At 71.3% G+C, this 3976-nt stretch carries 3 protein-coding genes and 1 pseudogene; 1 reads left to right on the forward strand and 3 read right to left on the reverse strand.

Annotated features, from left to right (window positions below; all coding sequences use genetic code 11):
* Window positions 1-163 precede the first annotated feature (163 nt).
* From ppk2 to ABNT58_RS18765, 3 genes and pseudogenes are all read right to left on the reverse strand, one after another.
* A pseudogene (gene ppk2, locus ABNT58_RS18755) lies at window positions 164-1161 on the reverse strand (polyphosphate kinase 2).
* 246 nt (window positions 1162-1407) lie between these two features.
* Window positions 1408-2628 (reverse strand): AGE family epimerase/isomerase, encoded by a 1221-nt coding sequence (locus tag ABNT58_RS18760; protein WP_348754959.1) that lies wholly within the window; start codon window positions 2626-2628, stop codon window positions 1408-1410.
* Entirely contained in the window at window positions 2625-3593 is a 969-nt protein-coding gene (locus ABNT58_RS18765) for a LysR family transcriptional regulator (protein ID WP_348754960.1), read from the reverse strand. The genes ABNT58_RS18760 and ABNT58_RS18765 overlap by 4 nt, the downstream gene beginning before the upstream one ends.
* 89 nt (window positions 3594-3682) lie before the next feature.
* Here ABNT58_RS18765 and ABNT58_RS18770 point away from each other — a divergent pair, with 89 nt between their 5' ends.
* The gene (locus ABNT58_RS18770) at window positions 3683-3913 is read left to right on the forward strand and encodes a DUF1127 domain-containing protein (protein WP_348754961.1); all 231 of its coding nucleotides are present in this window, start codon (window positions 3683-3685) and stop codon (window positions 3911-3913) included.
* Window positions 3914-3976 lie beyond the last annotated feature (63 nt).

A 3976-nucleotide genomic window follows, 5' to 3' on the forward strand; every position in this document is an offset into this window, starting at 1 on the left:
GACTTGTCGCCGTCGGCAAAGGCCGCCAGCAGCGCGATGGTGAGCAGGGCACGTTGTTCGGTGGCTTGCATGGAGGTCGGGCCGCGAGGCCGTGTGCGTCTATCAGGCCCGGTGGGACCCACCGCCGCGGCGGGGAGTTCCGGTATCCATTCGTGCCGCCCGCTCAGCTGCCGCTGGCGGCCAGCTCGTCGTCGCCCACCACCGACACCAGCGCCGGCCGGCCGACGATCAGCGGATCGACCGGGCCGACCGTGGCCAGGTCGCGATGCGCGTAGGGCGCGCGGTGCAGCAGGTAGCGCATCGCATTGAGCCGTGCGCGCTTCTTGCAATCGCTCTTGATCACCGTCCAGGGCGCGTCCGAGGTGTCGCAGTGCAGGAACATCGCCTCCTTGGCGCGGGTGTAGTCGTCCCACTTGTCCAGCGAGGCCATGTCGATCGGGCTCAGCTTCCACTGCTTGAGCGGGTGCACCTTGCGTTCCTTGAAGCGGCGGCGCTGCTCGTCCTGGCTGACCGAGAACCAGAACTTGAACAGGTGCACGCCCGAGCGCACCAGCTGCCGCTCGAACTCCGGCGCCTGGCGCAGGAACTCGTCGTACTCATGGTCGGTGCAAAAGCCCATCACCCGCTCGACGCCGGCGCGGTTGTACCAGCTGCGGTCGAACAGCACGATCTCGCCGCGCGTGGGCAAGTGCTGGATGTAGCGTTGGAAGTACCACTGGCCACGCTCCACCTCGCTGGGCTTTTCCAGCGCCACCACGCGTGCGCCGCGGGGGTTGAGGTGTTCCATGAAGCGCTTGATCGCGCCGCCCTTGCCGGCGGCGTCGCGCCCCTCGAACAGGATGACCACCCGCTGGCCGGTGTCCTTGACCCAGGCCTGCAGCTTCAGCAGGTCCACCTGCAGCCGGTACTTCTGCCGCTCATAGCTCTTGCGCGACAGCAGTTCTTGTAGGGGTAGGCGCCTTCGCGCCAGCCGGGGCTGAGCTCGGTGTCGGGGTCGATGGCCGGGCGGTCTGACCTCTTCAGGCCGGGCTCGAACAGCGCGTTGCGCAGCGCCTCCACCTCGTCGGGCGAGGCCCCGGCGATCAGCGTCTGCAGCTGGCGCAGCGCTTCACCGGCCGGCGTGTCGTGGCCGGCCTGGGCCAGCAGGTCGCCCACCACCATGGATTGCACCGCGGTGGTGGTGCTGCTGCGGCGGCGCACGCGGTCGGCTTCGGCCCCGCGGGCCGTGAGCGGCGAGACGGTGTCACCGGCTTCCGCCGGACGGGGCGTGGCCGCGCGGGCCGGCAGGCGCTGGCGGCTGCGCACGCGCGCCAGCGTGGAGGGGTCGGCAGGGGCTGCGGGGGTTCTGGCCATGGGCGTCGCGTGTGCAGTGCAAAACGCCCATCTTGCGCCTGCCCGCGCCCGGCCTCAAGCGCCCAGGCCGCGCAGCACGTCCCAGCAGGCACCCATGGTGTGGTAGTCGGTCTTGCCGGCGGGGCTCTTCTCGTCGGAGTAAGGCCGGTTGTCGGGCGTGCGGATGCGAAACCAGGCGCCGTGCCGGTGGTCGATCATGTGGGCCCAGCTGTAGGCCCACAGCCGGTCGTACCACTGCCAGTACGCGTCGTCACCGGTGCGCACGGCCAGCAGCGCGGCGGCGGCCAGGCTTTCGGCCTGCACCCAGAAGTACTTGTCGGCATCGCACACCTCGCCCCCCGGCGCAAAGCCGTACACCAGGCCGCCGTGCTGCGCGTCCCAGCCATGGCGCACCGCGGTGTCGAAAAAGCGCTGCGCCGTGGGCAGCAGCCACGCGGGGCGCTGGTCCTCGGGCAGGCGCGCTTGCAGCTGCAGCAGCAGCTTGGTCCATTCCGTCAGGTGGCCGGTCTGGAAGCCCCAGGGCCGGAAGATGTTGCTGCGGTCGTGGCGGTTGTAGTCCCAGTCCACCTGCCAGTCGCCCTGCGGGCCATGGCGGTAGTGCTCCCACACCAGGCCATCGGCCAGGCCGGCCAGCCGCTGCGTGACCGATTCGGCCAGCTGCAGCGCGCGTTGCAGGTAGCGGGCCTCACCCGTGGCCTCGTGCGCGGCCATCATGGCTTCGCAGCCGTGCATGTTGGCGTTCTGGCCGCGGTAGGCGCTCAGCTGCCAGTCGGGCGTGGCCTCGTCGGCGTACAGGCCGTTGGCGGGCTCCCAGAAGCGTTGTTCCATGCGCTCGAAGGTGGCGGCCAGGCCGGCGCGTGCCTCTTCGATGCCGGCCATCAGCGCATGGGCATGGGCCAGCAGCACGAAGGCCTGGCCATAGCAGTGCTGGGTGCCGTCCTGCACCGTGGCGCGCTGGCCGTCCCAGTCGATCTGCCAGGCATGGCCGCCCTGCGGCGTGGCATGCGCCTGCTGCACGAAGGCCAGGCCGTGGCGGGCGGCGGCCTGGTCTTGTGGCCGGCGGAAGCGGCGCCAGGCCATCGCATGGTTGAAGACGAAGCGGGTGCTGCTGACCAGGTGGCGCGTGCGCCGGTCGTACACCGTGCCGTCGTCCTTGAAGAAGTGGAAGAAGCCGCCGCTGGCGTCCAGCGCCCGGCCCTCGTAGAACGACAGCGTGTGCCGGATGTGCCCGAGCAGGAACTCGGGCGAGCGGAAGTCGGGCAGGGGTGTGCTCATCGTGCGGTACTTCGTGGCGGGCGGCGGTTGCCGCCGGCGGGTGGACTGGCGCGCATTCTGCGCGGGCCGGCCTTCTGCGCGAAGCCACGCAGCACCGCCAGCACCTCGCGCGCGGCGGCGTCCAGCCGGGCCTCGGCGCGGTGGGCGATGCCCAGCGTGCGCACCAAGGCGGGCTTGAGCGGCCGCAGCTGCATGCCGGCGTCCAGCGCAGACAGCGGGCCGCCCACTTCTTCCATTGGCAGCAGCGCAGCGCCGTAGCCGGCGGCCACCAGGCTTTTCATCGCCAGCGTGTAGTTCAGCTCGATGCGGGCGCGTGGGCTGTGGCCGGCGCTGGCGAACCATTCCATGGTCAGCCGGTACATGCGGGTGCTGGCGTCGTTGAAGATCAGCGGCTTGTCGGCCAGCCAGCCGGGCGTGATGCTGCGCGGCACGGCCCAGGCCGACGGCAGGAAGGCCATCATCGGGTCGCTGCGCCAGGGCGTGACCAGCACCTCGTCGCTGGCCGGCTGCGGCAGCGCCACCACGCCGATGTCCAGCGTGCCGGCCTGCAGGCGCTCCACCGTCTCGTTGGAGCCGAGGATGGCCAGGTCCACGTCGATGTCGGGCGCATGCTCGGCCAGCGTGCCCAGCACCTGCGGCAGCAGGTGCACGATGACGCCGGTGGACGTGCCCAGCCGCACCTTGCCCGCGCGGCCCTGCGCGATGCGGCGCACGGTGGTGGCGGCGTCGTCGGCCTCCTTCAGCAGCCGGCGGGCATGGTCCAACAGGGCGGCGCCGGCCGCAGTGGGCAGCGCCCGGCGCGGGCCGCGTTCCAGCAGCGGCACGCCCATGCGGGCTTCCAGCTCGGCGATGTGCAGGCTGACCGTGGGCGGGGCCAGGTGCAGCGCGCGCGAGGCGGCGGCGAAGGTGCCGAGGTCGGCAATGGACACCAGCGTCTGCAGCTGGTCGAGGTTCAAGGCGCGCATTCAGCAATGCTGAAGCAAAGCGTCAGATCATTCAACTTTTCATCAGGGCGGCGCGCCATCACCATCGGCATCCGTTGAGTGGAGAAGCCATGCACACCCTGCTGAAGACCGCCACCGTCCAGCCTGCCGCCGGGCAGCGCCGCCGCCCGCTGCGCTGGCTGCAGGCAGCCCTGGCCGCCTGGCGTGCGATGCGCCGCCGCGCCGCCGACCGCCGCGCGCTGCAGGCGATGAGTGACGCCGAGCTGCGCGACATGGGCATCGGCCGCGGCGAGGCTGACCACCTGACCCGGCCCGACGACCGCCTGCGCCGCCCGTGGTGATAGGCCCCCGGCGGTACGATCGGCGCCGCCATGACAAACACCGCGCCGATCTCCGACCTGCAC

The organism is uncultured Aquincola sp. (assembly GCF_964001545.1).
Lineage (GTDB): Bacteria > Pseudomonadota > Gammaproteobacteria > Burkholderiales > Burkholderiaceae_C > Aquincola.